Consider the following 4,479-nt stretch of genomic DNA (forward strand, 5'->3'; position numbering starts at 1 on the left):
CTTATTAAGGATAGGGTTGATTCATGAATCAACCCTAGGATGAATCAACCCTAGGATGAATCAACCCTAGGATGAATCAACCCTAGGAGCAAGGGGGGAAGGGATAGTTCAGTTTAATCGGGCAAATCAAAGAGAACGCCCGTCATATAACGCTCTGCCCATTCCCAACCAAAGGCTTTTTCTAGTACACGCCGAGTTTTATCGTTTTTTTGCTGTTGACTACAATAATCCCGTTGTCCCTGTAAATAAGTGCGCGCTTCTTCTCGGGAAAGGGGCTGACTTTCCCTAGCACATTTGCAGTGAATTGTCAAGAAATCTGTTACTCTTTGTAAAAATTGTCCTTCCTCGGCGGCGGTTTCGGGACGAATAAACAGACAATATTGGGAGAAAATATGACCCCAAGGCGGTAAATCACGAGCTTGGGCGAAATCAGCCCCAGGTAAAGCCGCTAAAGCCTGATTATAGGCACTAGAGAGAGTTTTATCGCCACTGGTGGGAGAAAGATCCACAATAGCGGCACTGATTCCCGCTTTGCCGGAGACTATATCACATCCAAACATCGGCAGCGGATATTCTGGACGGGGGAACATGACACAGTGAAGGATATCCAAACCATTGCCCAGTTTAGCCAGTTCTAGGTGCATTTTGCGGAACTGGGGAGTTTGATAGCAGCGATTCTCGATAATTAATTTTTCCCCTTCTAAACGTCCCTCCACATAGCCTAAACCTTCCGGCAACTCAAAGGGCAACAAATCAAGATAATTTTCCCACTGGGACAAAATTGCTGTGGCTAATTGTCCAATCAGGGGATGAAGCAACGGTAAAATTTCAGGGTTGGTAACGGCTATCATGGGTCAGTAATCAGTAATCAGTAATCAGTAATCAGTCATCAGTTGTCAGTTATCAGTCATCAGTTATCAGTCATCAGCTTTTTTCTCCCTATTTGCCTATTTCCCTATTTCCCCATCTCCTTATCTCCCCATCTCCTTATCTCCCCTCTCCCTATTTCCCTATTTCCCTATCACCCTATTTCCCTATCTCCCTATCTCCCTATCTCCTGACATCTAAAATCCACTTTACCCCATGGAGCGATCGAGATTAGAACTGGGAAACATAAAATTAACTTTTTGATCCTTCTCCCAATTTAGCCTATGGTTAGCAGTGCCGCTCGTCCAAGACCTTCCTTAAAAACCCTCTGGCAAAAGATAGAATCTTCTCCCTTGCCAGAAACCGAGGAATCGATTATTTTAAGAATTCTGGTGCAAGCGTTAGTAATCGTCGGTATTATCGCCACGGATGTGGCTACCGATAGTTATACCAGTATTTGGGCTGTTCCTCTCAGTATTATCGGCGGAATCTGGAGTTGGCGACGCAGGAAAAAGCGCAATATCGGGGCAAAATTTTGTATAGCGATCGGAATGTTGGTAGTTTTGGCGCTATTCTTGGGTGATATAGTTGCGATGCAGGATAGTCGCATTGCCCTAACACAATTACTAATTCAATTACAAATTCTCCATAGTTTTGACCTGCCCCGACGCAAAGATTTAGGGTATTCTATGGTAATCGGTTTAATTCTCTTGGGAGTCGCCGGGACAATCTCTCAAACCCTTGCTTTTGCGCCTTGGTTAATCCTCTTTCTGTTTTTATCCCTACCTACCCTAGTTTTAGACTATCGTTCTCGTTTAGGTTTAGATAATCTCAATCAGAGTCTCCCTTTCTTCTCAAGGAAACCCCCGCATCTAGCCACAAAAAAATTAGTTTCCCCGGAAAATTCCCCCCTTTCTCCCAAACGTTTCGGGATTTTCTTTCTGACAATTCTCCTCTTGGGATTGACAATTTTTGCTCTGATGCCGCGTTTTCCGGGTTATCAAATTCAATCTTTTCCCGTCAATAGTCCCGAAGGTATGGAAAATCAGGGTTTTGAACAGGGAGACAGACAAATCGTTAACCCCGGCTATGTGCGCGAGGGTGAAACGGGGAATGGTGGCGTAAATGGCGGTAATAGTCCCACTACAGGGTCAGGACAGTTAGATCCTACCTTTTATTACGGTTTTAACAGCCAAATTAACCAAAATTTGCGGGGAAGTATGACTCCCCAGACAGTCATGCGGGTACGTTCCCAAGCCCCCGGATTCTGGCGGGCGATGGCCTTTGATCGCTATACTGGTCAAGGTTGGCAAATCTCGCGAGATCAAGAAGTAGAGGATTTAAATCGCAATCGTTGGTCTTATCGCTTTTTTGTGCCGTTACCCGCAACCCAGGCCAAAACCCATCAGGTAGTCCAAACCTACAGCATTGTCTCCAGTTTACCGAATATTATCCCTGCTCTTACTTGGCCCCAGTTTCTCTTTTTTCCCACTCGACAGGTATCTTTTGACCGAGAAAATAGCTTAAGGTCGCCGGGGGGATTAGCGGAAGGGCTAACTTATACTGTAATCTCACAAGTGCCGGAACGCAATCGCAGCCAACTGCGATCGGCCCCAGAAACCTACCCTAAGTCTATTCTCAACTATTATTTACAAATTCCTGCCGAAATTGCCCCGAAAGTCCGCCAAAAAACCGAGGAATTGCTGGCAAAATCTGCCAAACCTTTAACCTCTCCCTACGAGAAGGCCCTATATTTGGCCCAAGCATTGAAGCAAAACTACGAATTAAAAACCGATTTGCCCTTTTTAGCCGAAAATGAGGATTTAGTCTCGGCCTTTTTGTTTCGTTTTCAGGGGGGTTACGCCGATCATTTTTCCACCGTGTTAACGATTATGTTACGCTCGATCGGTATTCCTGCCCGATTAGCCACCGGTTTTGCCCCTGGCCAGTTTAATCCTTTCACTGGCTTTTATGTTGTCCAAAATACGGACGCTTACGCCATCACAGAGGTGTTTTTCCCGGGTTACGGTTGGTACACTTTCGATCCTATCCCGGGCCACGAATTAATTCCCCCATCCTTTGAGGAAGCGGAACCTTTTAGCGTCCTCAAGCAATTTTGGCAATGGGTGGCCGGATGGTTGCCCTCTCCAGTAACGGGTTTTCTCGGTCTGATTTGGGAAAATGTTATCGTTACTATCGGTAAGTTATTGGCCTGGTTATGGCGCTTTATTTCCGGCAGTCTTTTCGGGGGAATTCTCGGCGGTTTAGTGGGGGTCGTCCTCGCTTACGCTAGTTGGTTAGGATGGGGACAGTTCCATCGTTGGCGTAGGAGTCGCAAGTTGGCAAAACTACCACCAATCGAGCGTTTATACCAGCAAATGTTAGGAATCTTAACAGAAGCCGGTTATGGCAAACATCCCGCTCAAACTCCTTTAGAATACGCCACCGCCGCCCGCCGCGTCCAACCGCCGCCAGTGGCGAATATTATCGAGGAGATTGCTTGCGCCTACGTTGATTGGCGTTATGGCGGGAAATCGGCTAATATTGAGAGTTTACGCCAACGTTTTCGAGAATTTGTCAAGTTGGTGAAAAGGTGAGCTTGAGCCTATAGTTAGGGTTTGCGGCAAAAAGTTTTTCAGCAAATCCTAGATAATTAGTCTTTAATAACTGGATTTAGTATTACTTGGCGATCCTTTGATAAATGGCGATCGCATTGCACTAATCCGATGGCTTCGACTAAAATAAATATGCTAGGATTGGGGTAATTTATCTGGATCAAGTTATTCCCTAGCCTAAATAAATACTCATTCCTCCACTGACAAGATATCATCATGGATCTACCAGCCTTTGATCATAACCTTCATCAGTCCGATACTACCCACACTTTACATACTCATGCGGATTCGTCGCTGGATTTGCACGACCACCAAGATTTGTTAAGCGACCCTAATTTGGGAGTTCACCACGATCCCTTTGTCCCATCTAATATCAGCATTTATGAGCCTCATCATATCCATAATGCTTTTGAGCATCAGGGTTTAGCAGATTATCAACCCCATCACGCTAATGGTTTATTAGACCATCAATATTCTCAAGTTGATCATCCTTCTCATTTTGATCAAGGTTTTGAGAACCAGCACTTAGCAGATTATCACCCTCATCATGCTAACAGTTTCCCAGACCATCAATATTCCCACGCAGATCATACTTCCCATTGGGATCATCTTTCACAGCGATCTGGTTCTGAGACGGCTTCTGAGTTATTAAGTAAAGCCAATGAACTGGAGAAAAAAGCTAACGATAGTTTAAGTAGTTCTCAGAGTCACAGTAAAGAAGCCGATTGGCATCGTGAGCATAAAAACCAGTCAGATGCCTCTAGTCATGGGAAAGAAGCCCAAAATGCGATGGCTGAATCTGAGAAATATCAGGCGGAAGCTCAAAAGTTAAGGGAACAGGCGAAAAAAGTCTAGAGGGTTATTATGAAAGGTAGCTTTTAGACTGTCGCATTAGAGAGCAAAAACCTTGACTTTTACCTTCTTTCTGATAGCCCAGGACAGGATTTTTCTGTATTACTGGGGTTGACTAAGACTAAATTAAAGTTACAAAAAACCA

General features: G+C 44.8%; 3 protein-coding genes. 2 read left to right on the forward strand and 1 reads right to left on the reverse strand.

Annotated features, from left to right (window positions below):
* Positions 1 to 113 precede the first annotated feature (113 nt).
* Positions 114 to 851: a phycocyanobilin:ferredoxin oxidoreductase gene (locus MICAI_RS10740; RefSeq protein WP_008201538.1), complete on the reverse strand. Its 738-nt coding sequence runs from the start codon at positions 849 to 851 to the stop codon at positions 114 to 116.
* A 300-nt stretch (positions 852 to 1,151) separates the two neighbouring features.
* Here MICAI_RS10740 and MICAI_RS10745 point away from each other — a divergent pair, with 300 nt between their 5' ends.
* Complete coding sequence (locus tag MICAI_RS10745) at positions 1,152 to 3,464, forward strand: transglutaminase TgpA family protein (protein ID WP_008201540.1); 2,313 nt, start codon at positions 1,152 to 1,154, stop codon at positions 3,462 to 3,464.
* Between the two features lie 234 nt (positions 3,465 to 3,698).
* On the forward strand, positions 3,699 to 4,337 hold the full coding sequence (locus tag MICAI_RS10750) for a hypothetical protein (RefSeq protein WP_008201542.1): 639 nt from the start codon (positions 3,699 to 3,701) through the stop codon (positions 4,335 to 4,337).
* Positions 4,338 to 4,479 lie beyond the last annotated feature (142 nt).

Origin of the sequence: Microcystis sp. T1-4 (assembly GCF_000297435.1) — a bacterium.
GTDB lineage: Bacteria > Cyanobacteriota > Cyanobacteriia > Cyanobacteriales > Microcystaceae > Microcystis.

Excerpts from the sequence above, each read along its gene's own strand:
- MICAI_RS10740 (WP_008201538.1), bottom strand. The coding sequence starts at position 851 with ATGATAGCCGTTACCAACCCTGAAATTTTACCGTTGCTTCATCCCCTG.
- MICAI_RS10745 (WP_008201540.1), top strand. The coding sequence starts at position 1,152 with ATGGTTAGCAGTGCCGCTCGTCCAAGACCTTCCTTAAAAACCCTCTGG.
- MICAI_RS10750 (WP_008201542.1), top strand. The coding sequence starts at position 3,699 with ATGGATCTACCAGCCTTTGATCATAACCTTCATCAGTCCGATACTACC.